Genomic DNA, 20,530 nt, shown 5'->3' with positions numbered 1-20,530 from the left:
GCTTACCCGCCTACGCTGCGCAGCTGGTCGCGCAGCGCCATCGCCGCGCCCGGGTTGCGATGCTTGGCGGCTCCGATGAACAGCAGGTAGACCTCGCGCGCGGGGCCGGTGGGAGACGCCTGTGCAAGATGCGGCAGGTCCGGGTTGTCCTCGCCCCGCGCCCAGCGCAGGGCGCGCAGGGCCCACTGTTCGAGCACGCGTTGCGGGTAGCCGGCGCGCAGGTTGGCGCGCGACTGCATCAGGCGGGCATAGACGAAAGGCCCGGTCAGATCGGCATAGCTGGGGTAATCGGTTGAGCTGCTGAACACCAGCGCGGCGTGGTGGCTGCGCGCCACCTCGATCAGCTCGCTGCTCCATGCCGCCGGATTACGAACCTCCAGTGCATGCTGCAGCACGTGCCCTCCTGCCTCACGTGGCAGGCCCTCGAGCAGTCGGCCGAACTCCTGGGCACCGGCGGGGTGCTGTTCGCCGAACTGCCACACCAGCGGTCCCAGCCGGTCCTCCAGGGTGGTGATGCCCTGGATGAAGTCATCGGCGCGCGCGGCCACCGCCCCCAGGTCATGGCGCTGGGTCAGGCTGCGCGGAGCCTTGGCCGAAAAGCGGAATCCCGGAGGCGTCTGCTCGCGCCATTGCGCGTACACCGCGGGCTTCTGCGCGCGATAGAACGTGCTGTTGATCTCGATGCAGCCCAGCTGCGCGGAGGCATGCGCAAGTTCCTCGCGCTGTGGCAGTCCGGCCGGATAGAAGACTCCATCGCGCCACTCGGGAAACACCCAGCCGCCGATGCCGGTGCGGATGCGGCCTGCAGGTGCACTCATGTGGCAGCTTGCCCGGCCTGCCAGGGGTCATAGCTGCCAAACCACCACAGATGGCCTTCCAGGTCGCGGCAGGCATAGCCGCGGCCACCATAATCCTGGTCGGCGATGTCGATCACCACCTTGGCTCCTGCGGCAACGGCGCGCGCGTAGTGCGCGTCCGGGTCGGACACGACGACGCAGGCACTCTGGGTTTCGCGGCCGTCGATCTCATCGGGCTGGACCGTCAGCTTTTCCCACTCGCCGCCGTGGTCGACCGACCCGAGCATCACCATGCCGCCGCCATGGACCAGCTGGGCGTGGTAGACGATGGCACCGTCGGCGTATACGGCCTGCGGTTTGAAATCGAACGCCTGCTCAAGCCAGGCAATGGCGGCATGGGCATCTCGGTAGCGCAGGCAGGGAATGATGGCGCTGGCAGCAGGGGCGGTCATGGCGGGACTCCGGACGGGCTTCTGGCACACGCGAGCCTGCGGCGGCGCGCGTTACCATCGTGCGAAAGAGGCGCGCTGAATGCGTCCTCGACATTCCGGTTACAGACCCGTGGAGACACTGTTGAACACATCATGGATTGGAGGCGTCGTGCTGCTGGCCTGCGCACCGTTGGCATCGGCCGCCGCGCCGACCGAACTGGATTCCCGGCTGGAGGCCACGGTGGAACGCGTGCGCAGCCAGTTCGACGTGCCCGGCGTGGCCGTGGCCGTGGTCAAGGACGGGCAGGTGGTGCTGGAACGCGGCTTCGGCGTGCGTGAACAGGGCAAGCCGGAGCCGGTCCAGGCCGACACCCTGTTCGCGATCGCCTCCAACACCAAGGCGTTTACCGCCACTTCGCTGAACCTGCTGGCCGAGCAGGGCAAGCTGAAGATGGACGACCGGGTAATCGACCACCTGCCGTCGTTCCGCATGTCCGACCCGTATGTCACCGGCGAGATGCGCATCCGCGACCTGCTTTCGCACCGCAGCGGGCTCAGCCTGGGTGCGGGCGACCTGCTGTTCTGGCCCACCACCACCTACAGCAACGCCGAGGTGGTGCAGCGCCTGGGCAAGGTGCCGCTGAAGGGCGGTTTTCGTGACCGTTACGCCTACGACAATATCCTGTACGCGGTGGCCCAGCAGGTGATCGAGCAGGTCTCCGGGCAGTCGTATGCGGACTTCCTGCAGCAGCACATCTTCAACCCGGTCGGCATGACCGGCACCCGCTACAACGCTGACCATCTGCGTGCTGGTGACAAGGCGGCGGTGGGGCATGCCAAGTACGACTTCAGCGACCTGCGTACGGTGGCTCCGCTGACCTGGTCGAACAACGCCGGTGCCGGTGGCATCTATTCCAGCGTGCATGACATGGCACGCTGGATGAAGGTGCAGCTGGCGCAGGGCGTGATGGAGAACGGCACCGCGCTGTTCACCCCCAAGACCCAGCAGGCGATGTGGCAGGTGATCACGCCGCAGGTGGTGGCTGAGCCCGCTGTGCCGGAACTGGCGGCGGCCAAGCCGAACTTCGCCGGTTACGGCGAAGGCTGGAGCCTGAGCGACTTCCGCGGCCGGAAGCTGGTCTGGCACACCGGCGGCTGGCCGGGCATGGTCTCGCGGGTCACCCTGGTGCCGGAACAGAAGCTGGGCATCGTGGTGCTGACCAACCAGGAAGTGGGCGCGGCGTTCAACGCGATCACCCTGGATGTGCTGGATGCCTATTTGAAGCCGCAGACGCCCACCGACTGGGTGGCCGCCTATGCGGCCGCGGTGGCCAAGTCGCAGGAGAAGGCCGACGAAGGCTGGGCCGTGCACCAGGCCGCACGCGACCCGAAGTCGAAGCCGTCGCTGCCGCTGGCAAAGTACGCCGGCCGGTATCGGGACGCCTGGTACGGCGACGTGCATGTCGACGCCGCCCAAGGTGGGCTTCGTCTGCGCTTCGACAAGACTGCACAGCTGGTCGGCAAGCTGGAGCACTGGCAGCACGATACCTTCATCGTGCGCTGGAACGACCGATCGCTGAATGCTGATGCATTCGTGAATTTCAGCCTGGACCCGGATGGCAAGGTACGCGAGGTGCGCATGCAGCCGATATCGTCGTTGACCGATTTCAGTTTTGATTTCCAGGATCTGGTGCTGGTGCCTGTGTTGTAGTTTCTCTCCGGCCAAAGCAGGCTACTGCCAGTGCCGGTGGTTCGCTATCCGGGCGCGTTGCGACGCGTTCCTCAATACGGTAAGTCGAGGTTGTCGCGGCGCGGCACGGCCCGGCACTACAATGATCGGCCGCAGCAGTGTTGTTGGAGATGACAGGATGTTCCGCTGGTTTGAATCGCTGATTCCGGTGTTCCCGCCGGTGGATGCGCGCATGCCGCCGCGCAACGTGGCGGCCTTCTATCTCTATTACCTGCGCCCGGTGTGGCCGGTGCTGCTGGCCACGCTGATCGCCGGACTGCTGCTGGCGCTGGTGGAAGTGGCGATGTTCGACTTCCTCGGCCGCATCGTCGACATGGTCAGCGAACAGCCGGATGCCAGCTTCTTCGCCCGCAACGCCGACACCCTGCTGTGGATGGCGGCGATCACACTGATCGCGCGTCCGGTGCTGGTCGGCCTGCATAATCTGCTGGTCAACCAGGCCATCGTTCCGGGGCTGAGCAACCGCTCGCGTTGGCTGATGCACAACTACGTAGTACGCCAGAGCCTGTCGTTCTTCCAGAACGATTTCGCCGGCAGCATGGCCAACCGGGTGATGCAGACCGGCACCTCGCTGCGCGAGTCGGCCGTGCAGATGGTCGATTCGCTCTGGTACATCGTGGTCTATACCGGTACCGCGCTTTATCTGTTCGCGCAGGCCGACTGGCGGCTGATGATCCCGCTGGTGCTGTGGCTGATGGCCTATGTGGTGATCATGTGGGTGTTCGTGCCGCGTGCGAAGGAACGCGCCTGGATCGCCTCCGAAGCGCGCTCCAAGGCAATGGGGCGCATCGTGGACGGCTACACTAACATTCCCACCCTGAAGCTGTTCGCGCATGGTGGACGCGAACAGGCGTACGTGGCCGAGGCCATCGAAGAGCTGGCGGTCAAACACCGCCGCCAGACCCGGGTCACCACCGGCATGGACCTGACCATCGCCATCGTCAACGGGTTCCTGATCGCCGGCACCTGCGGGCTGGCGCTGTGGCTGTGGAGCCGCGGCGACATCACCGTGGGTGCGATCACCCTCGCCACTGGCCTGGTGATCCGCATCCACAACATGTCCGGCTGGATCATGTGGACGATCAACGGCATCTTCGAGGACATCGGCACCGTGCAGGATGGCATCACCACCATTGCGCAGCCGCTGACCGTGCAGGACCGCGGCGATGCGGTGCCGCTGCGGGTCACCGACGGGGGTGTTCGCTTCGAGGGCATCCACTTCCACTACGGCAAGAAGGGCGGGGTGATCGCCGGCCTGGACCTGACCGTGAAGCCGGGCGAGAAGATAGGCCTGGTTGGGCCGTCCGGCGCGGGCAAGTCCACGCTGGTCAATGTGCTGCTGCGCCTGTACGACCTGGAAAGCGGCCACATCCGCATTGATGGCCAGGACATTGCGGCCGTCACCCAGGAAAGCCTGCGCCGGCAGATCGGTGTGGTCACCCAGGATACCTCGCTGCTGCACCGCTCGATCCGCGACAACCTGCTGTACGGCCGCCCGGACGCCACCGAAGACGAGTTGCGTGCAGCCGTAGCCAAGGCCAGGGCTGATGCCTTCATTGACACCCTGCGGGATGGCGAAGGACGTGCCGGTTACGACGCGCACGTCGGCGAGCGCGGGGTGAAGCTGTCCGGTGGTCAGCGCCAGCGCATCGCCATTGCCCGAGTGCTGCTCAAGGACGCGCCGATCCTGGTGCTGGACGAAGCGACCTCGGCGCTGGATTCGGAAGTGGAGGCAGCGATCCAGGACAGCCTGGACGAGTTGATGGGTGGCAAGACCGTGATCGCCATCGCGCACCGGTTGAGCACGATCGCACGCATGGACCGGCTGGTGGTGATGGACCAGGGCCGCATCGTGGAAACCGGCACGCACGCCGAGCTGATTGCTGCAGGCGGACTCTATGCGCGGCTGTGGGCACGGCAGACGGGCGGGTTCGTGGCGGCGGATGGCAGTTGATGCGGCGGAGGGCGTCACGCTGTTATTCCGTCGCCCTCACTCGTACGGCTTCTGCAAATGATCGTGGCTGATGCTGATGTATCCATCGTCGAACAACGCGGATGCCAGCCCACTACCACTTTCGAGGTCTTCGATTGGCATGGTCGTGAAGATGTTCGAATGCATACTTGCCGCCGAATCGAGCGACCGCATCCACTGCTGCCGCACGGCTTGTTCAAGAAGAATTCCTTGGGTTCTGGCAATGGCTTGGTTGGTCAGCCAGCTCCAGCAGCGCGGAGGTGCCTGTGGGATGTTGCGGTAGCTTCCGCTGCTCCACTCATTACCCGCTTGCTTTGCTGTCCCCAGCCAAGGAGGCAGTCGGCGCAATACCTCCCGAAAGCAACGCAGATCATCCTCTTTGTCGACGTGAAACGCATTGATCGCCTCCTTGGGATGTGCAATGCGGACATGGAGTCGGCCATCGATCAAGGGTATTCCGAGCGTTCTGGCCATGCCTGAAATGGAGCTCTTCGCGGGGTGATGGCGATGGAGTCGCTCACGAGCAATCGCCGCCTCGTATAGTGCCCCTGCCGCGTACATGGGCCTCATTCTCTCCACATCGGGCATTCCGGATAGGTACGGATCACTCAGCCTTCGCCATTCCTGATAATCGGTGTCCGAGAGAATGTCGCGAAGTGTGCGATCTGAGGTATTGCGCTTGAGCCTGCGCATGGATGGCAGGAGCAGCAGACCGCGGACCAGGCCGACTCCCTCGCCCGTCACCACGCCTTCTCCAGTGAGCAGCGCGTCTGAAGTCTGTAGGGCGTCGAGAATCCCGCTGGTGTCGAACTGCAGGTCGCGCGGCAATGGCTGCACTGTCCCGAGTACCCGCAGCGTGGTACTGCCTTTGACGAAGGTCCATATTCTTGGGCCGGACGTAGGTCGGTCCGCCGTGACGGTGGGTAGGTCTACGATGCCGCGCATTGCTCTTGCGGCAGATTGATCCGCTGCGAATGCTTCCATAATGACGAGACAGCCGACAAGCGCGAGCGTGGCGTGGATCTTCATTGCCGTCGCTCCTGCAAATCCAGTGCTATTGCTGTGGATCTGGCGCGCAGGACGTAATTCGTCTCCTGGATAGCCTGCCATGTCGCCTCCACGTCAGATGGTCTGGCTTCTGGGAATGCCGAACTGGAAGCGTAATGGCCGATGACGTACTGCCAACGGAGAGGGCTATCCTTCATTACGCTTTCAAAGAAGCCAAACATTTCCACGGTCGCCAGGAATTCGTCAGCCTGGATGAAAGCGGGGCGTTCCTGACGCCGCAGATCTCCCATCTCGATCGGAGGGCCGAAAAGCGTCTTGATCTTCAATGGACCTTCGCAGTGGGACATGATCGGAATGAGCGCGGCACCGGAACGTCTTGCGAGGCTTGCGGTTCCCAATGGGATCTCCAGTTGCCGGCTCAGGAACGGGATCACGTAGGCGTGACGCTCGTCAATGCAGACGTCAGGCATCATGATGACCATTCCTCCCGCCTTGAGTGCGCGGAGTGCGGTTGCCAGTCCTCGGGCATCGGCGTGGAGTTTTCTCGCCCGACATTGTCTGCCTTCGAACAGGATATCGGATAGCGTGTCAAACAGTTCATTTCCCGGATGATTCTTCGGATCACCGTAGATCATGAATACATCGCGTTGCTCTCGCGCATGCTCCATCAGGTTGATGGCGGTGATGATGTAGTGTCCGTAGTGAGGTAGTGCGACGACTACTCCCTGTTCGCGTTTCAGTGCAGATATAAATTGTGAATAGTCTGTGCTGTCTATTGATTGTGCGAAGGAAAGTAGCGAGATTCGATCGCATCTCCTGAGCGCAGAGGCAATGAGTTTTTTCTCTGCATACAATCGATAGTAGTCCCCAAGATGGGAGGTTCCCTCGAGGGTGGCCGTGTGGATTGCGCGGTGGTCTTCAGTGCTGAGCTGAAGTTCCAGCCATTTTTCAATCTTGTTGTTTGGCTGCCTGATCCATGCAGATGCCTTGAGCGGGATCCGTGCCAGTGTCGCGATGAGGGATGGTCCGAGTGGCGTTATCGACATCGGGTGCGCGCTTCCATGAGTTGATGATGGAGTTCGGTCAATCGTGTCTGGTCGATATTTCCATGGGTGATGCTCATGTGCAGGAGAGAGGAGTGGAAAAGTCGAAGCTGGTAGTGTGCTTTCCGGGCTCTCCATTCCGGATGGCGTTGACGCTGATGCGCGCCAGCGATCCACTCGTCCCCGAGAGCCGTGCACATGTCAAGGTGAGTCCAGACTGCGGTCAGAATGTCTTCGGTAGTCGCTTCCGGAGGTATCTCGATGAAGCCGGATTCGGTCTCTATGAAGAGCTCAAACGCGTGCATGCCGTGGAGGATGATTTCCAGGCTGGAGAGGTACCTTTGGTCGTTGCCTTTCGACGCAAGTACAGGTGCGTTTGTAGAGCAGCACAGTTGATCGGTGAAGATGGCTGTTCGGCGCGGAGGGTTTGGCGAGTCCAACGCGTCCAGAAGTGCGCGGGGGGTCATGGCCCCTTTCTCGGAACCTCCTACAATGGCATCGATCTCTCCATTCGAGATGAGATCGTGGATCGTGCGAATGTTCGCGGAAGTCGAACCCAGCACGACGGATGCGGGGCGTGAAGCAGCATGGTGGAATGCATTCGCTATGCTCGAGAAGTGTGCGCTCATGGCATTCTTTTTGTAGGCTTGGATCGGTTTTCCACAGGTGCGGGTGGCGCACGGTGTATGCCGTGCGCCGATCTGCTTCATTCGTGAGCGAGGCGCTTGTCCTGGTAGTTGTTTGAGCCGCAGCAGTCACTCTTCATTGCTGCGATGTTCGGCTTCGAATGATCCATGGAGTACGCTTTGTCGAGACCAGTTTCGGAATTCGACTGGCGGAGGGTGGCCGCCAGCTGGCGTGCGATGTTTGCAGTTCCGACTTCTTTCACGGAGTTCTCCTGATGTGGTTGGTCCCCGGCTCGACAGAACGGATGGGCGTCCTTGCCGGGTCCATCCAGCATCGTGCAATTCGTTTGGTGTCCCTATCGGAAGATGACGGATGTTCCGTGGGAGTACCCCGCGAGGCCTTGTTTGAATAGTCCTAGCAAAAAAAAACGGCTCGGTATGTGCCGGGCCGTTCTTCGTGCGATGTCGATCAGCGGACAGCCACTGTCGATGAGTGCGCAGGCCTTACTCGATCGGCTGGCCCAGCATCAGCTGGCGCGCGAAGCGTACCGGCGGTGCGCCGTAGGACAGCATCTGGTCGTGGTAGGCCTTCAGGTTGAACTTGTCACCCTGCTTCTCCTGCACGGCCTTGCGGGTGTCGAAGTGCTCCTGCGCACCGACGAAGTAGGTCGGCAGCTGGGCCGAGGTCAGCTGCGCGCGCACCCACTTGCCCGACGCTTCGCTTTCCTGCTGGAAGGCGTCGTGGGTCATGAGGTGCATCGCCTGCTCACGCGTCCAGTTGTCCACGTGCACGCCCTGGTCCAGGATCGCGTTGGAAATGGTGCGCAGGTAGAACTTCAGCTGCACCAGGTGGAACAGCGGGTCGTTGTCCAGGTAACCCTGCTCCTGCATCATCCGCTCGGTGTACACCGCCCAGCCTTCGGCGAACAGGCCCGAACGCAGCACCGCGCGCAGCGTCGAGGGGAACTTGCCCGAATGCCAGCCTTCCAGGTAATGGCCCGGCGTGCCCTCGTGGATGCTCAGCAGGTGGATCATGCGGCTGTTGTATTCGCGCAGGAACGAGTCCACCTGCTTGTCGCTCCAGTCGTCCGGAATCGGCGACACCGCGTAGAAGGTCTTCAGGTTTTTGTCCAGCGGACCCGGCGAATCGCAGTAGGCCACTGCAACGCCACGCTGGAATTCCGGCATCAGGATGATGTCCACGGGCGCGTCGGGCAGGGTCATCAGGTCGTGCGTGCGCACGAACTCGGTCGACTGGGCCAGGGCGGCCTTGGCGTCTTCCACCACCTTGTCGCGTGCCGGCTTCTCGGCGTACGCCAGTTCCAGCGCCGCTTCAATCGCCGCCTGCTGCTGTTCGTCGGTCGGGTTGGCCGGCAGCGCCGGAGCACCTGGCTTGTCCTTCAGCACGGTCTGGGCGATGCCGTACATGTCGCCGCGCACGCGCTTGAGTTCGGCGCGGGCGCGTTCACCGATCTCGGCGCGCGACAGCGAAGAATTGAGAGCGAACTTCAGCTTCTGGTCGTACAGCTCCGCACCAATGCGGAAGTCGCCCTTGGCGTTCGGCACCAGGGTGGTGTCCAGCCAGGTCTGCTGTTCGGCCACGGCCTTCTTCAGCCCCTCGATGGCGGCCTGCAGGCGCTTGCCGTCTTCGGCCGGCAGTTCGCCGATGTGCGGGGTGATGAAGGTATCGACGATGCTCAGGATGCCCTTGTTCTGCTTGGCCACCGTTTCGGCATGGATCTTCGGCACGCGCGCCGGATCCAGGTTCTCACGGGCCTGGGCGAAGATCTGCGGCAGTTTCTCCATGCGCGCGGTCGCCGCCTTCAGGCGCTCGGGCAGCGGTGCGAACTCACGTGCCATCAGGCCGTACAACGCGCTGCCGGCCAGGCCGTTGTACAGCTGCGGGTCCCACTTCGAGGACTGCAGCACTTCCGCATTCCAGATTTCCGACTGCAGCTGGTTGCGCAGAATCGCGGCATCGACCTGGTTCTCGCGGCCGAGCTTGCTCACGTCCACCTTGTCCAGCTCTGCCAGCAGGCCCTTGTAGGCGGCCAGCGTCTTCTGCTGCCCGGCGGCGCTGAGGTCGTCGATCTCGCTGTCGTAGCGGTGATCGCCGATCTGGGTGGCGCTGACCGGCGACAGCTGCATCCAGGTGTCCAGGGCGCGCTTGGACAGGTCCGCAAAGGCGGCATCGGTCGCCGCGTCACCGGCACTGGCCGCGGCTTCGGTGCCGGTCGGGGCGGTGGGGGCGTCGGCCTGCTGGCAACCGCCCAGGGCGGCAATCAGGGCAAGGGCAAGAAGATGCTGGCGCATCGGCGATCCTGTGCTGTGGGTAATCGCCGAGCATAGGCCCGCGCGGGTGCGGCGCGCCCGTGCCATTGGATTACCATGTGCCCATTCAGACCAGCAGGGAGAGCGGTATGCAGAATCACGAAACCCCGGTGCGGAAGGCGTGGCACAGCTACGCTGTAGCGGGGATGCTGCTGGTGATGGGATTGGGGGGCTGCGCGCCGCAGAACGGGCACGGGACGGCCGAAGCGTCGGCCGCTGGCGCGACCATCGCCTCGCCGGAAGGCGCGATGCTGGCGTACGAGCACACCCTGAACATCAAACTGGAAGCGGAAAAGATCGGGCCACGGGTCAAGCAGATTGCGGAGGCATGCCAGTCTGCACGGTTTGGCGACTGCGCGGTGCTGCAGGTGGAGCAGGAGGGCGGTGAGTATCCGTCCGGTTCGGTCCGCTTCCGGGTCGCCCCGAAGGGCGTGGAGCCGCTGATCAGCCTCGCCGGCGAGGGCGGTGAGCTGGCCTCGCGGAACACCCAGGCCGAGGATCTGGCCCAGCAGGTGGCCGACACAGCGCTGACCAAGGCGCGCCTGCAGAAGGAGCACGAGCGTCTGTTGGCGTACCAGGACGGCAAGGACGTCAAAATGGCCGACCTGCTGGTGATTGCGCAGCGTCTGTCTGAGATCGAGGCGGGCGTGGAGCAGGCCAACAAGGACGCGGCCAATCAGCGTCGTCGCATCGATACCCAGCTGGTGACGGTGAGTTTCAACGCGCCGTCAGGCGAACGTAATCGCAGCGCCATCGGGGAGGCCTTCGGTGATGCGGGGACGATCTTCACCGAAAGCATCGCCTTCCTGATCCGTGCCGTGGCGGCACTGGTGCCGGTGGTGGTGATCGGCGGCGTGTTCGTGTGGGGTGTGCTGGCGCTGTGGCGGCGTTGGCGTCGTGCGCGGAAGGTGGCGTAAGGTATCGACCAACGGTCGATACCTACCGGGTTGATTCCGGTTGATCGCAACGTATCGACCGGTCGGGTAGGGCACGACCGTTGGTCGTGCCGAGCTTCAGCCCTCGTCGTACTCGTACTCCACGAACACATCCAGTTCGCGTGCCAGCGCTTCCACGGCGTCACGCACGCGCTGGGTGGTGTACTCGTTGCCGACCTCCACTTCCAGCTCATGAATGCCCGGCCCGATATCATCGGACAGGCCGGCCGAACTGGAGTCATCGTCGTCCATGTGCGGCATCAGGTCATCGGTTTCCTCGACGTGCTCGATGCCGTCGATGCTCTGCAACAGGTCGCTGATCGCACGGGCGTCGTCTTCGGTGCCGGTGATTCGGAGTCGCAACAAAGCCATGGGGACTTCTCAGGGGAGTTGGGAGTTCCAGCCTAGCCAGCACTCGGACAAGGATGGGTGATGATGGGCTACGGGACCGGCCTGCCCATCAACTCTTCCGGCAACGCGGGAATCGGCGTGCGTTCATCCTGCGCCTCGCGCTTGAGCCAGTCCATGAACGTCACCGCGACCGGGCTGAGCGGGCGGTGTTCAGCATGGACCACGTAGTACGCATAGCGGGCTTTGAGCGCAGGTCCGGGCAGGCGCACCAGCTCGTAACGCTGCAGATACGGCTGGGCGATATGCTTGCGCGCCAGGACCGCGCCGATGCCGTACACCGCCGCGCGCATCGCATCGGTGCTGTCGCTGAAGACATGCGGTGTGGCCAGGTCCAGGCCGCGCACGCCGGCGGCACGGAACCAGTCGCGCCAGCCTTGTGGCGACATGTCGCTGACCAGTGGCAGCGCGGCGATCCCTGCGGGCTCGCGCAGTGCGGAGACGCCCGTTAAAGCAGGCGAGGCGACCGGGAACAGCTCGTCGTCCATCAGGTGGTGCGCGGTCAGGCCCGGCCATTGGCCCAGCCCATAGCGGATGCCCAGCTCGGGGCCGTTTTCGTCGAAGCGGGTGAGCTCGCTGCTGGTCTGCAGTTCGATCCGCAGGCGTGGATGCAGATGGGTGAAACGCGGCAGCCGTGGAATCAGCCAGCAGTAAGACAGAGAGCGGATCGTGGTAACCCGCAGCGGCACGATGTCGGCCTGCGGATGCAGATTGGCGGCAACCGCGTTGAGGTCGCTGAGCGCGGCGGCCGCCGCATCGGCCAGCTGCCGGCCTTCGGCGGTAAGGCGCACGCCGCGTGCCTGGCGCTGGAACAGCACGGTGCCGAGCAGGGCTTCCAACCGGCGCACATGGTGGCTGACCGCGCTGGCGGTGAGGTGCAGTTCCTCGGCGGCATGGGCGAAATTCTGGTGGCGGGCGGCCACCGCGAACACCCCCAGGGCGGGCAGCAGGGCAGGGCGCAGGATCATCGGCAAGACCCAAATCGTATTTGTGGCTGACAGCGATACTACGCGCTTGCAAGGGGTTGGGCGCGGGCGGATGCTGTGTTTCCGACCCTGGAGCCTTCGCCATGCTGCTGCCACGCCGCTTGCTGACCGTCCCTGCTGCAACGCTGCCGGAGGCCGCATGAGCGCGGATCTGGCGGCCACCCAGAGCCGCGACTGGCGCACGCCGCTGGAGCTGACCCTGCTGGGCGCGATCTGGGGCTGCTCATTCCTGTTCATGCGGGTGGCAGTGCCATCGTTCGGCCCCTATGCGCTGGTAGAGGTTCGGTTGGTGCTGGGCGCGCTGGTGCTGCTGCCTTTCCTGTGGAAAGCGCGCGCGCAGTTTCCGGCGCGGCGCTGGCTGTGGCTGGCCCCGATCGGCCTGATCAATTCGGCACTGCCTTTCGTCCTGTTCGCCTATGCGGCCGAACGTGCCCCGGCGGCCATCGGTGCGATCTGCAATGCAATGACGGTGCTGTTCGCGGCGCTGATCGCGTTCCTGTTCTTCGGCGAGAAGATCGGCATGCGCCGGGCGATCGCGCTGCTGGTCGGTTTTGCCGGCGTGGTGGTGCTGGCCACGGCGAAGGTCAGCGGGTTGAGCATCGGCGCGGCGGTGATCGCGGGTGCCGCGGCGTCGCTGCTGTACGGTCTCGGCGTGAACCTGGTGAAGCGCCATATGACTGGCCTGCCATCGGCGGCGGCGGCAGCCGCGACGCTGGGTTGTGCCTCGTTGTGGATGCTGCCGATGGCGATCACGCACTGGCCGCAGACGGCGGTGCCGTTCAATGCCTGGGCCTGCGCGGTGGCATTGGGGGTGCTGTGCACCGGCCTGGCCTTCCTGATGTTCTACCGCCTGATCGGCCGCATCGGCCCGGCCCGCGCCTCGACGGTGACCTACCTGATCCCCCTGTTCGGTGCCGGATTTGCCTGGCTGTTCCTCGGCGAACCGGTCACCTGGGCGATGCTCATCGCCGGTGCCCTGATCCTCGGCAGCGTAGCGGTCTCGCAGCGCTGACATCGCGGACCTTCGGTCCGTGATGCCCCCGCATTCCTCCTATCCCCGCACCTGTCGGCGCGCCCCCTTAACAAAGGGGGCTTTTCTTCGGTTTGGGGTTATCCGTTACCGGATGTTGGCAGTTTCACGGCCGTCGTCTGTCGACCGACGCTACCGGGACCGCGTGCTCTTGATTTGCCCTGGCCACCGATGTCCTGTCGCTGGCGGGTCGGGGTGGGCTGGAGGGGGCACGAGCCGCATGGATGCGGCGATGAGCTTACATGGATGTATTCACAGCGTCCCCCGGAACGCCCATCCCGACTCGCAGACCAGAGATACCTTGAGCACCGGCTGTTCGCACAGATCCAACAGCAGCCGGGCAGCGCCCGGCGATACGGAAATCCTGCAATCACGTAGGAAGGGAAACGCCTACCGCACCGGCACCGGGATGTTGCACAGGTCGATATGCCCGGCCGCGCGCTTGTAGAAATCGTCCACGCGATTACGCCGTGCTTCAACCGTGTCCACGAAGGTCTTCGAATCGGTGCGCAGCACCTGCAGGGTCGGGCGCTGCGCTTCCGGCAGGTCGCTCACGCGCTGGATCGACACAATCGGGGTGCGCTGCGATGCTTCGGCATAGAAACCCATCGGGGCCGGGCCGCGCGGCAGGGCGCTGAGCAGTTCCATGCCCTTCAGCACGCGGCCGACCACGGTGATGTTGCGGTCCAGCTGACGCGGCGACTGCCCGGTCACCACGTACAGCTCCGCGCCGACGCTGCTGTCCTCTTCATTGTTGCGGCCCGCACCCAGTGCGCCGTAGCAGTGCGCCAGCCACGTTTTGCCGTCGGCCGTGTCCTGGCCCACCGGGAAGCCGTCCACGAAGCCGGTGTGGTCGGCCCAGCCGTCCCGGTCCGGCAGCACCGTGACCTTCAGGCCCTTGCTGTCGCGCTGGAATTCCGCCGGCAGCTTGCGCTTGGCGCTGCCCAGGGGCTTGGCCTTCGCTGCATCGTCGGCATCGGCATCACCGAACTGCACCACGAAGTTGTCCTGCGCGCGGTAGATGCTTTCGCCATCCCAGAAGTGCTCGTGCGCCAGGGCCTGGATGTTGGCCACGTGCTGCGGCGCGAACGCCGGGGCCAGCTCGATCACCACCTGGCCCGCGGCCAGATCCATCACCAGCAGGTTGGCCGGGTCCGGCGTGCGCCAGTCACTGGCCGGCGACGCGTCCAGGATCTGCTGGGCACTGCGGTAGGGCGTGGCCGCGCTGGACAGACCGGGAATCAGGCAGGCGAGCGCGAGGGCGAGCAGGGCAGGACGGCGTGGCGACATGGCGGACCCCTTCGGAAGATGACTCCGATTCTGCGCGATGCCGTGCGGCGGCGCCATTGCGTGATGGCCAAGCGGCAGCGTATTCCGGCACCATGCAGCCTTTCATGCAAGGAAGCAGTGATGCACGTGTTCCCTGAGACCCAGGCCGGTCTTCGTGATCAGGTCGAAAGCCTGCTGCAGCCGTTTGTTCCCGTGGGCACGGATCCGCTGCTCTGGGTATCGTCACGCCCGCCGCGCGGTTGGATCGAGCTGGATCTGCGGTTGCGCAGCTGGTACGCGGCTCCTATCACCGGCTCTCCGCTGTTGCAGGTACAACTGCTGGATCAGTCTCCTCCGCTGCTGCGCGACGCCGCGCTGTTTCTCGGCAGCTGCAGCGGAAATGGATTCGTGCGCCAGCTCGCGCTGTCGAACCTGCTGCTGTGGCCGGGCCGGCTGCCCCTCGTCGCTGCCCTGTTGCGCTGCAACGACTGGGTGCAGCCAGTCCGAACTTCGGCACAACGGGCCGTGATGGCCCTGCTGTCGAGTTGCCGCCACGAGGACATCGTGCAGGTGTGGCCGCTGGCCGTACGCCTGCGCCAGGCCGGACGCGTGGATCCACAGTGGGTCGGCGCATCACTGGAAGCGTGGCTGTGCGAGGTGGCACAGCGTCCTGTACTGGAAGCGCTGATGTCGCACGACGACGCGCAGACGCGATTGCATGCCTATGCCTTGGCGTTCGATCAGGATCCCGCATGGTCAGCGTCACGGCGTCGTGATGCGCTGCATGATGCCGATCCCCGCGTGGCCCGCCTGGCATTGCGTCATGTGCTGGAACATGCAGATGGTGCCGAGGCCGAGACGCTCTGCCGGCACGCGCTGACCACGCCGTCCCGCCACGTTCGACTGGAGGCGCTGAGAGTACTGGTGGCACGTCCGGTCGACGATGCTTCTGCGCTTGTGGAAGCTGCGTTGTTTGACCGCTCGGCGGGCGTTCGCTCGTGGGCGGTGTGGCAGCGGACACAGGCTGGCGAAGACAAAGGCCTTGAGCTGTGGCGCGATGAACTGGCAACTCACAGGCGTGGCAAGGTTCGGGTAGCGCTGGAGGGTTTGGCCGATCATGCCGAAACCGAGGACGCCCTGCGTTTCGAGGCGGCCCTGCCCACACTCGGCCCGAAAGGCCAGCGCACCTGCCTGCGCGGTCTGCTCCGCGCCGAGCGCGGCGTCAGCCTGTCGGTGCTGCTGCGCTCGCTGGACCACGACAATGCCGCGCTGCAATCGGAGATCGATCAGGCGCAACCGCTGTGGACCGCGACGTTCACGCCGGAGGTGCTGGCCGGCCTCGCCGCCCAACCCAGGTCGGACAATGCCCACGAACGTCTGATGAAGCGGCTGCGGACCCTGTCACGCTGGGCCCATCTGGAACTGCTGCTCGACTTCCAGCCGGTCAGCGCGGAAGCGCAGCAGTGGCGTGCCGGACTGGTCGATTACTGGCTGCTTGCCGAGGTCGGCTATACCCCGCTGAGCGACGAGCGTCGCCGGACCTTGGTGCGCCGCCTGCGCGAAGGGGCGCATGGGCTGGGGTCCGTCCAGAGCGCGCGGGTCGTCGATCTGCTTCTCAAGGCTTGAGCCCTGCCCAGCCGGCAGGGTGACTAACGGCACGTTCGCTATAGCTGAGTTCGCACTAGTGTTGACTCCACGCTAGCGGAGAACGTCATGAGCGAGCACGAAGCCCATCTGAAGAAGTTCCAGAAGGAGCTCAGCGCCGGCACCGTTTCCCTGGCCCTGCTGGCGGTGCTGGCCAGGGCCGGCGAGCCGCTGTACGGCTACCTGATTGCCAAGGAGCTGGAGCGGGTCGGCGAAGGGGTGCTGAGTGGCAAGCAGAGCGCGTTGTACCCGGTGCTGCGCAACCTGGAGGCTGCCGGGCTGCTGGAGAGCCAGATCGAGCCGTCGGTGGCCGGGCCGCCACGGCGTTATTACCGCATCAATGAACGTGGTCGTGAGGTGCTGGCGCAGTGGACCGCCGCCTGGCGCGCGACCCGGGATTCCGTCGATTCTGTACTGGAGGGGGTACTGCAATGAACGAACAGACCACGGTGGGGACAGGGTTGCCCACCACCATTCCGCAATACCTGGCGCAGCTGCGCGCGGCCCTGCACGATGCCGACCCGGCGATGGTGCAGGACGCGCTGTACGACGCCGAGGAGTACCTGCGTTCGGAACTGGCTGCCCAGCCCGGCCGCAGCGAGGCCGAGGTGATTGCCGACGTTGCCGGCAGCTACGGCGCACCGGAGGAAGTGGCCGAGATCTACCGCGAAACCGAAATTACCGTGAATCGCGCGCTGCGTACGCCCAGCGCGAGTGTGCGGCCGATTGCGCGGGTGGTGCCGGTGATGGAACCGGCTGGCGTTGCCGCTGCCGCTGCCGCTGCAGCCGGTAGCACCCGTGTTTCATCGTCGGACGCGCCGGTCCCGCATCGCTCGGCGCTCGCGCGCTTCTTCGGCGTCGCGCTGGAGCCGCGCACCTACGGCTCGCTGTTCTACATGCTGCTGTCGCTGGCCACCGGCACGTTCTTCTTCACCTGGGTGATCACCGGACTGTCGCTGTCGCTGGGGCTGATGATCCTGATCATCGGCATCCCGCTGACCGTGCTGTTCTTCGGTTCGGTGCGTGGATTGGCGTTGCTGGAAGGACGGCTGGTGGAAGTGCTGCTGGGTGAGCGCATGCCGCGCCGGCCGCGTTATGCCGACCGCAGCCGCAGCTGGTTGCAGCGCATCGGTGACATGTTCACCGATGGCCGCACCTGGCTGACGATGTTGTACTTCGTGCTGATGCTGCCGCTGGGCGTCATCTACTTCAGCGTGGCGGTCACGCCGCTGTCGGCATCGCTGGTCTTCATCTGGGCACCGGTCGCCTCGCTGCTGGCGTTGAATGGCAGCGGGGGAATCTACATCGACAGCGAATTGCTGCTGCTGCCGCTGTGGGCGATGCCGATGCTGGCCATCGTGGGCGTGCTGCTTCTGTTCTGCACCCTGCACCTGGCACGTGGGGTGGGGTATCTGCACGGGCAGATGGCCAAGCATCTGCTGGTGCGTCTGTAGAAATCACGCGTAATACGCGTGATTCGGTAGCGCCGGCCGTTGGCCGGCCCTCCGGATGTGTCCCGCGAATCATGAGGGCCGGCCAACGGCCGGCGCTACCGGGACCACGAACGGACCGGAGGTCTTAGCCGGCCTTCCTGCGGATCGGCGTGACATTCTTCGGCTTCACCGCCTTCTGCGCATGCGCGGTAAAGAAGTCACGCACCTTCGGATACACGGTTTCGCGCCAGCGACGGCCGCTGAAGATGCCGTAGTGACCGGCCCCTTCGACGATGAAATGCTCGCGGTGCTTTTCCGGAATGCCGGTGCACAACGCCTGCGCCGCTTCGGTCTGGCCCAGGCCGGCGATATCGTCGAGTTCACCTTCGATGCTCAGCAGCGCGGTACCGGTAATCGCACCAGGGTCCACGAGTTCCCCCTGCACGTACCATTCCCCGCGCGGCAGCAGGAATTCCTGGAACACCACGCGGATGGTGTCCAGGTAATAGCGCGCCGGCATGTCCAGCACCGCGTTGTACTCGTCGTAGAAACGACGGTGGGCGTCGGCGTCTTCCATGTCGCCCTTCACCAGGTCGGCGTAGAAGTCCCAGTGCGAACTGAAATGCCGGCTGGGGTTCATCGACAGGAACCCGGCATGCTGCAGGAAGCCGGGATACACCTGGCGGCCGACACCGGGGTAACCCGGTGGCACAGTGTGGATCACGTTGTTCTCGAACCACGACAGCGGGTTCTGCGTGGCCAGGTTGTTCACTGCGGTGGGGCTGCAGCGCGCATCAATGGGACCGCCCATCATCACCAGCGTGCGCGGCGTGGTTTCGCCACGGCTGGCCATCAGCGACACCGCTGCCAGCACCGGTACGGTCGGCTGGCAGACACTGACCACATGCAGCTTCTCCGCGCCCAGGTGGCGGATGAATTCCTGCACATAGGCGATGTAATCGTCCAGGCTGAACTCGCCTTCGCTGGCCGGCACCATGCGCGCGTCGACCCAGTCGGTCACGTACACGCGGTGGTCGCGCAGCAGGGTGCGCACGGTGTCACGCAGCAGCGTGGCGTGATGGCCTGACAACGGTGCCACCACCAGCACGAAGGGCTGGTTGAGCATGGTGTGCAGCTGGTCGGCTTCATTGCTGTGGCGCTTGAAGCGCAGCAGCTTGCAGAACGGCTTGCTGACCTCTTCGTGGACCACGATCGGCACGCGCTCGCCGTCGACGTCGATTTCGTTGATGCCCCACTCGGGCTTCTCGTAATCCTTGCCGATACGGTGGAACAGCTCATTCACCGCTGCCAGACGATCGGCACCGGGCATCTGCGACCACCAGTGGCCCGGATTGGCGAAGAACTTGGCGTTGGCCTGGGCCTGGTGTACCCAGGGAGCGAGCATGTTGCGGGTCAACTCATGCAGCTGGTAGAGCATGGCGTCCGAATATGTATGGTCATATGTTGCCGCGCAGCATACCGCAAAGCGGGTGCCGCCACCTTAATACGGCCCGGGCTTTCACGTAGAGCGGGGCTTGCCCCGCTGAACCGCCGCCCCTGTGGTCGTGTTCAGGCCCCGCGTTCCAAGGCCGCTGCGTGGCCAGCCAAGGCGGGCGACAGCCAGCAGTGCGACCCCAGGCCCGTAAACCCTTCGGCCTTCAGGTGCCGACGATACCAACTGGCAGGACGTGCCTGGAACCCCTCGTGGTCGCCCTCGAATTCGTCTTCCTCCGTGAAGGCCTCCAGGAAGGCCACCCCGCCGGTCAGCTCGGCAAACCCGGCCAGGGCCGGGCGCAGCTCACGGCTGGGCACGTAGTGCATCACATCGGCGCAGACCAGCAGGTCCACCGGCGGGCAAGGACGCAGCCAGGCGAAGTCGCCGACCCGGCCAGGGTGCAGGTTGCGGCTGCGCCCGTAGCGCTGCACGGCATATTCGCTGCTGTCGAACCCCATGTACTGCACGCGCGGGCGCAGCTTGAGCAGGGGCGCGCGCCAGGCGGCTTCGCCTGCTCCGATGTCCAGCACGGTGCGGATCGGGCGTTCCAGGTAGTACTCGGCCGTGGCCACCGCGAGCGCCACCTTGCGCGCCAGCCGCGCGGCACCCCCGGTCTGGTCGGGCTGGTACCAGCGCTGGAAGTAGGCGTGGTCGTAGGTCTTGGTCATGCGTGCAGAGAAAGCCGGAAACGGACGCCATGGTAGCGGAGCGGCGTGCGTCAAAGCGTCGCGCATGCGCCGTGGCGGTGAATCGGTGAAAATGAACGACATTCCAAGCCAGCCGCGGGAGCAAGCGCATGCAGTCCTATTACTGGGTCAAGACCTTCCATCTGGTGTTCGTGGTGGCGTGGATGGCATCGGTGTTCTACCTCCCGCGCATCCTGGTCAACCTGAGCGAGACCGCCGGCCAGCTGCCGGTGGTGGAGCGGCTGCAGCTGATGGGCCTGCGCCTGTACCGGTTCGGGCACATGATGTTCGGCATCGCGCTGGTGCTGGGCGTGGTGCTGTGGCTGGGCTACCGGGTGTTCCCGGATTTTCCGACCATGGTCGCGCCCGGGGCGGCCGGATGGCTGCACGCCAAACTGGGGCTGGTGGTGCTGCTGCTGGTGTACTTCACCTGGACCGGGCGGCTGCTGAAGGGCGCGGTGAAGGGGAAGGCATTGCCGTCGTCGCGCGCGCTGCGTTGGTTCAACGAGCTGCCGCTGGTGCTGTTCATCGGCGTGGTGTGGCTGGTGTTGGCCAAGCCGTTCTGATCCGTGTGGAGAATGGCGGTAGCGCCGGCCGTTGGCCGGCCCCCCGGGTTCGCGGGGGCCGCCCCCCCCCCGCGCCCCCCCGAAAAGGGAACCCATTGAATTTCAAAAAAAAAAAAAAGC

At 64.7% G+C, this 20,530-nt stretch carries 20 protein-coding genes; 8 read left to right on the top strand and 12 right to left on the bottom strand.

What is annotated here, in order from left to right:
- Positions 1-2: 2 nt before the first annotated feature.
- Positions 3-818 (bottom strand): DUF72 domain-containing protein, encoded by an 816-nt coding sequence (locus EGJ34_RS10900; protein WP_125360501.1) that lies wholly within the window; start codon positions 816-818, stop codon positions 3-5.
- Positions 815-1,249: a VOC family protein gene (locus tag EGJ34_RS10895; RefSeq protein WP_125360500.1), complete on the bottom strand. Its 435-nt coding sequence runs from the start codon at positions 1,247-1,249 to the stop codon at positions 815-817. Before EGJ34_RS10895 ends, EGJ34_RS10900 begins: the two co-directional genes overlap by 4 nt.
- A gap of 121 nt (positions 1,250-1,370) precedes the next feature.
- Between EGJ34_RS10895 and EGJ34_RS10890 the strand changes: the two genes are divergently transcribed.
- The gene (locus EGJ34_RS10890) at positions 1,371-2,939 is read left to right on the top strand and encodes a serine hydrolase (RefSeq protein WP_260476967.1); all 1,569 of its coding nucleotides are present in this window, start codon (positions 1,371-1,373) and stop codon (positions 2,937-2,939) included.
- A gap of 157 nt (positions 2,940-3,096) precedes the next feature.
- Positions 3,097-4,932, top strand: coding sequence for a multidrug efflux ABC transporter SmrA (smrA, locus tag EGJ34_RS10885; protein ID WP_125360498.1), 1,836 nt, complete (start codon positions 3,097-3,099; stop codon positions 4,930-4,932).
- Positions 4,933-4,968: 36 nt separating this feature from the next.
- Here the strand turns inward: smrA and EGJ34_RS10880 are convergent, their stop codons facing one another.
- The 5 genes from EGJ34_RS10880 to EGJ34_RS10865 all read right to left on the bottom strand — a co-directional run bounded on the left by EGJ34_RS10880 (position 4,969) and on the right by EGJ34_RS10865 (position 9,940).
- Positions 4,969-5,979 carry a TraB/GumN family protein gene (locus EGJ34_RS10880; protein WP_185750142.1) on the bottom strand — a complete coding sequence of 337 codons (1,011 nt, stop codon included), beginning with the start codon at positions 5,977-5,979 and terminating at the stop codon, positions 4,969-4,971.
- Entirely contained in the window at positions 5,976-7,004 is a 1,029-nt protein-coding gene (locus EGJ34_RS10875; protein ID WP_185750141.1) for a hypothetical protein, read from the bottom strand. The genes EGJ34_RS10880 and EGJ34_RS10875 overlap by 4 nt, the downstream gene beginning before the upstream one ends.
- Positions 6,995-7,711: a hypothetical protein gene (locus EGJ34_RS22205; RefSeq protein WP_185750140.1), complete on the bottom strand. Its 717-nt coding sequence runs from the start codon at positions 7,709-7,711 to the stop codon at positions 6,995-6,997. Before EGJ34_RS22205 ends, EGJ34_RS10875 begins: the two co-directional genes overlap by 10 nt.
- Positions 7,708-7,890 (bottom strand): hypothetical protein, encoded by a 183-nt coding sequence (locus tag EGJ34_RS10870; protein ID WP_125360495.1) that lies wholly within the window; start codon positions 7,888-7,890, stop codon positions 7,708-7,710. Before EGJ34_RS10870 ends, EGJ34_RS22205 begins: the two co-directional genes overlap by 4 nt.
- A gap of 241 nt (positions 7,891-8,131) precedes the next feature.
- On the bottom strand, positions 8,132-9,940 hold the full coding sequence (locus EGJ34_RS10865) for a DUF885 domain-containing protein (protein ID WP_125360494.1): 1,809 nt from the start codon (positions 9,938-9,940) through the stop codon (positions 8,132-8,134).
- 107 nt (positions 9,941-10,047) lie between these two features.
- Between EGJ34_RS10865 and EGJ34_RS10860 the strand changes: the two genes are divergently transcribed.
- Entirely contained in the window at positions 10,048-10,875 is an 828-nt protein-coding gene (locus EGJ34_RS10860) for a DUF4349 domain-containing protein (RefSeq protein ID WP_125360493.1), read from the top strand.
- A 96-nt stretch (positions 10,876-10,971) separates the two neighbouring features.
- On the opposite strand, the gene EGJ34_RS10855 is transcribed toward EGJ34_RS10860, so the two are convergent.
- The gene (locus EGJ34_RS10855; RefSeq protein WP_125360492.1) at positions 10,972-11,265 is read right to left on the bottom strand and encodes a hypothetical protein; all 294 of its coding nucleotides are present in this window, start codon (positions 11,263-11,265) and stop codon (positions 10,972-10,974) included.
- Positions 11,266-11,333: 68 nt separating this feature from the next.
- Entirely contained in the window at positions 11,334-12,269 is a 936-nt protein-coding gene (locus EGJ34_RS10850) for a LysR substrate-binding domain-containing protein (protein WP_125360491.1), read from the bottom strand.
- A 157-nt stretch (positions 12,270-12,426) separates the two neighbouring features.
- Here EGJ34_RS10850 and EGJ34_RS10845 point away from each other — a divergent pair, with 157 nt between their 5' ends.
- A complete protein-coding gene (locus tag EGJ34_RS10845) occupies positions 12,427-13,299 on the top strand; it encodes a DMT family transporter (protein ID WP_125360490.1) in 873 nt (290 codons plus the stop codon).
- 408 nt (positions 13,300-13,707) lie between these two features.
- Here EGJ34_RS10845 and EGJ34_RS10840 read toward each other — a convergent pair whose 3' ends face one another.
- Positions 13,708-14,607 (bottom strand): peptidylprolyl isomerase, encoded by a 900-nt coding sequence (locus EGJ34_RS10840; protein WP_125360489.1) that lies wholly within the window; start codon positions 14,605-14,607, stop codon positions 13,708-13,710.
- A gap of 120 nt (positions 14,608-14,727) precedes the next feature.
- On the opposite strand from EGJ34_RS10840, the gene EGJ34_RS10835 reads away from it, so the two are divergent.
- From EGJ34_RS10835 to EGJ34_RS10825, 3 genes are all read left to right on the top strand, one after another.
- On the top strand, positions 14,728-16,212 hold the full coding sequence (locus tag EGJ34_RS10835; protein WP_125360488.1) for a HEAT repeat domain-containing protein: 1,485 nt from the start codon (positions 14,728-14,730) through the stop codon (positions 16,210-16,212).
- 87 nt (positions 16,213-16,299) lie between these two features.
- The gene (locus EGJ34_RS10830) at positions 16,300-16,665 is read left to right on the top strand and encodes a PadR family transcriptional regulator (RefSeq protein ID WP_125360487.1); all 366 of its coding nucleotides are present in this window, start codon (positions 16,300-16,302) and stop codon (positions 16,663-16,665) included.
- A complete protein-coding gene (locus EGJ34_RS10825; RefSeq protein ID WP_125360486.1) occupies positions 16,662-17,684 on the top strand; it encodes a sensor domain-containing protein in 1,023 nt (340 codons plus the stop codon). The genes EGJ34_RS10830 and EGJ34_RS10825 overlap by 4 nt, the downstream gene beginning before the upstream one ends.
- A 124-nt stretch (positions 17,685-17,808) precedes the next feature.
- On the opposite strand, the gene phaZ is transcribed toward EGJ34_RS10825, so the two are convergent.
- On the bottom strand, positions 17,809-19,101 hold the full coding sequence (gene phaZ / locus EGJ34_RS10820) for a polyhydroxyalkanoate depolymerase (protein WP_125360485.1): 1,293 nt from the start codon (positions 19,099-19,101) through the stop codon (positions 17,809-17,811).
- 131 nt (positions 19,102-19,232) lie between these two features.
- A complete protein-coding gene (locus tag EGJ34_RS10815; protein ID WP_125360484.1) occupies positions 19,233-19,826 on the bottom strand; it encodes a class I SAM-dependent methyltransferase in 594 nt (197 codons plus the stop codon).
- A gap of 128 nt (positions 19,827-19,954) precedes the next feature.
- Between EGJ34_RS10815 and EGJ34_RS10810 the strand changes: the two genes are divergently transcribed.
- Entirely contained in the window at positions 19,955-20,410 is a 456-nt protein-coding gene (locus EGJ34_RS10810) for a CopD family protein (RefSeq protein ID WP_125360483.1), read from the top strand.
- The last annotated feature ends 120 nt before the right edge of the window (positions 20,411-20,530 follow it).

The organism is Stenotrophomonas sp. 278 (genome assembly GCF_003935715.1).
GTDB classification, from domain to species: Bacteria; Pseudomonadota; Gammaproteobacteria; order Xanthomonadales; family Xanthomonadaceae; genus Stenotrophomonas; species Stenotrophomonas maltophilia_AH.
Note: the sequence above shows the minus strand (reverse complement) of the source record. Positions and strands in the feature narration are given on the sequence as shown.

Excerpts from the sequence above, each read along its gene's own strand:
- EGJ34_RS10900 (WP_125360501.1), bottom strand. The coding sequence starts at position 818 with ATGAGTGCACCTGCAGGCCGCATCCGCACCGGCATCGGCGGCTGGGTG.
- EGJ34_RS10895 (WP_125360500.1), bottom strand. The coding sequence starts at position 1,249 with ATGACCGCCCCTGCTGCCAGCGCCATCATTCCCTGCCTGCGCTACCGA.
- smrA (WP_125360498.1), top strand. The coding sequence starts at position 3,097 with ATGTTCCGCTGGTTTGAATCGCTGATTCCGGTGTTCCCGCCGGTGGAT.
- EGJ34_RS10880 (WP_185750142.1), bottom strand. The coding sequence starts at position 5,979 with ATGAAGATCCACGCCACGCTCGCGCTTGTCGGCTGTCTCGTCATTATG.
- EGJ34_RS10875 (WP_185750141.1), bottom strand. The coding sequence starts at position 7,004 with ATGTCGATAACGCCACTCGGACCATCCCTCATCGCGACACTGGCACGG.
- EGJ34_RS22205 (WP_185750140.1), bottom strand. The coding sequence starts at position 7,711 with ATGAAGCAGATCGGCGCACGGCATACACCGTGCGCCACCCGCACCTGT.
- EGJ34_RS10865 (WP_125360494.1), bottom strand. The coding sequence starts at position 9,940 with ATGCGCCAGCATCTTCTTGCCCTTGCCCTGATTGCCGCCCTGGGCGGT.
- EGJ34_RS10860 (WP_125360493.1), top strand. The coding sequence starts at position 10,048 with ATGCAGAATCACGAAACCCCGGTGCGGAAGGCGTGGCACAGCTACGCT.
- EGJ34_RS10855 (WP_125360492.1), bottom strand. The coding sequence starts at position 11,265 with ATGGCTTTGTTGCGACTCCGAATCACCGGCACCGAAGACGACGCCCGT.
- EGJ34_RS10850 (WP_125360491.1), bottom strand. The coding sequence starts at position 12,269 with ATGATCCTGCGCCCTGCCCTGCTGCCCGCCCTGGGGGTGTTCGCGGTG.
- EGJ34_RS10845 (WP_125360490.1), top strand. The coding sequence starts at position 12,427 with ATGAGCGCGGATCTGGCGGCCACCCAGAGCCGCGACTGGCGCACGCCG.
- EGJ34_RS10840 (WP_125360489.1), bottom strand. The coding sequence starts at position 14,607 with ATGTCGCCACGCCGTCCTGCCCTGCTCGCCCTCGCGCTCGCCTGCCTG.
- EGJ34_RS10835 (WP_125360488.1), top strand. The coding sequence starts at position 14,728 with ATGCACGTGTTCCCTGAGACCCAGGCCGGTCTTCGTGATCAGGTCGAA.
- EGJ34_RS10830 (WP_125360487.1), top strand. The coding sequence starts at position 16,300 with ATGAGCGAGCACGAAGCCCATCTGAAGAAGTTCCAGAAGGAGCTCAGC.
- EGJ34_RS10825 (WP_125360486.1), top strand. The coding sequence starts at position 16,662 with ATGAACGAACAGACCACGGTGGGGACAGGGTTGCCCACCACCATTCCG.
- phaZ (WP_125360485.1), bottom strand. The coding sequence starts at position 19,101 with ATGCTCTACCAGCTGCATGAGTTGACCCGCAACATGCTCGCTCCCTGG.
- EGJ34_RS10815 (WP_125360484.1), bottom strand. The coding sequence starts at position 19,826 with ATGACCAAGACCTACGACCACGCCTACTTCCAGCGCTGGTACCAGCCC.
- EGJ34_RS10810 (WP_125360483.1), top strand. The coding sequence starts at position 19,955 with ATGCAGTCCTATTACTGGGTCAAGACCTTCCATCTGGTGTTCGTGGTG.